The following is a 1818-nucleotide window of genomic DNA, read 5'->3' as shown; positions in this document are numbered from 1 at the left end:
TTAATCCCGACAGATCTTCAGCTGATCAACTTAAGAAAGCGGCTTGAGTTGGGGCGACAACTATGTTGACAAACACCGATATCGACTGGCAAGGTGATTGCCAGTTCAAAGTCACCACAACCGGTGGTTTCACGGTTGCGGTCGATGCCGAGAACACGCAGGCGCCCTGTCCGACGGAACTCTTGCTGTCTGCACTGGGTTCCTGCAGTGCCACCGACGTGGCCCTGTATTTTCAGGATAAAGGGGTAAACCTGGAAAGCCTGAATAACCAGGTGACCTACACCCTCACAGACAGTGAGCCGAGGCTGTATGAATCCGCCAACCTGCACTTTACGGTAAAGGGTTACGGGATTACGGCGTCAGACGTTGAACTCGCCGCCCGGAAAGCCATCACCCAATACTGCCACGTGTGTTTAATGTTGCAGCCCGCCATCAGGATCACGTATTCGGTTGAAGTCATCGACGGTGACCGTGAAACCGCGTCTTAAGCGACATTCGCCTTTCGAGGTGTTGCCCCCGGGCAAGGCCTCGCCTCCCCCTATACGCATGGATACGACTGTTTAGGCGCCGGACGTCGCGTGTATCCTGCAATGCTGTTTGAAATTCTTACAGACATCATCGCTTCGATGGTGAACTTAACGCGTAAGAGTTAGATCGTTGAACATGCCATTTCCAGGCTCACTTCCCGCTTGTTTATGAATCGGTCTATGCACTTCTTTTTGGGGATGGCTCACCGTCAGCCGTGGGATCCGGCGTAGTACTTTTTCGCTTTCTTTCCGCGAGAGCCTCTCGCTGTTTATTCACTTGTTGCTTAAGCTCGGCAGGAGAAAAAGACAAAAACACTTTGTTATATTGATCGCTATCTTCCATCAGATTACAGAAGGTAGCATATTCAACAATAATGCTATTCATCTCTGCCATAAAATTATTGGCAGCTTCCACGATAGCATGTTCAGTTTCACTTAAAGTACCACTAACCCCATATTGCCCAGAGGTTTCGCCTGCCCCTAACACTGCATCATTCTTAGAAAGTGAAATAAGGAAACTAAACCCACTGTTACCGTCACTATATTGCCCCATAGCAGAAGTTAGCTGAACAAATGCGTCACGCATATTATTCTGCTTATCAACCGTCAATTCACATGAAACATCCAACATTCTTTGACACTCTTCACCCACCATTAATACTGTCTTCATGTGCGGCGCTATATGATCGAGAAAGGTTATTTTTTCATTGATCAATTCTGCATAGTCTCCAGGCTCAGGAATGGTATCCAGCGCTTTCTTATATTTCTCAGCAATCTCTTCATAACCTGAAACGGTATAAACCAGCTCAGTTTCATCACGAGAAATGTTATCGCGATCCGTAAAAACAAAACGTTCCACGTATCTTGAAGAAATCATGGTTGGGACATTAGCACCACGGCTTCGATTAACAGCCTGATAGGCAACCAGCGAATTGACGACTTCGCCACATCCAGGCTCATACTGCCTGAAACTGAAGCGATGCTGTTCCGATGCTTTGAAACGACAGCTCTCCTGTGCAAAACTCAGATACTTGTCATGATCAATCGTCAGGATCGACGTATCAGCACTGCCTTGCCGATCACACAATGATGTAATCGCGCAAAATCGTTCCCAGAATCGCTCTTTAACTTCATAGGAACAGCCATTACAACCTAAAACCCCATCACCCTTGAGATAAAAACCTGCTCTAGCCAAATCTGCAGGCAAAAAAATGGGTAAGTACTCAAAAACCGGTACATAAGGCGATTTCACGTTCTGCCGCCTAAGCTCATCCCCATGTTCCCATTACCG

Annotated in this window: 2 protein-coding genes; one reads left to right on the top strand and one right to left on the bottom strand. The window is 47.1% G+C overall.

What is annotated here, in order from left to right:
- Nucleotides 1-62 precede the first annotated feature (62 nt).
- Entirely contained in the window at nt 63-488 is a 426-nt protein-coding gene (locus tag ABD892_RS10830; protein ID WP_345195651.1) for an OsmC family protein, read from the top strand.
- Nucleotides 489-705: 217 nt separating this feature from the next.
- On the opposite strand, the gene ABD892_RS10825 is transcribed toward ABD892_RS10830, so the two are convergent.
- A complete protein-coding gene (locus ABD892_RS10825) occupies nt 706-1779 on the bottom strand; it encodes a hypothetical protein (protein WP_345195649.1) in 1074 nt (357 codons plus the stop codon).
- Nucleotides 1780-1818 lie beyond the last annotated feature (39 nt).

This window comes from Kistimonas scapharcae, from assembly GCF_039540975.1.
Taxonomy (GTDB): Bacteria; Pseudomonadota; Gammaproteobacteria; order Pseudomonadales; family Endozoicomonadaceae; genus Kistimonas; species Kistimonas scapharcae.
The sequence above is the reverse complement of the archived record's forward strand: the minus strand, read 5'-3'. Positions and strand labels throughout refer to the sequence as shown.

Excerpts from the sequence above, each read along its gene's own strand:
- ABD892_RS10830 (WP_345195651.1), top strand. The coding sequence starts at position 63 with ATGTTGACAAACACCGATATCGACTGGCAAGGTGATTGCCAGTTCAAA.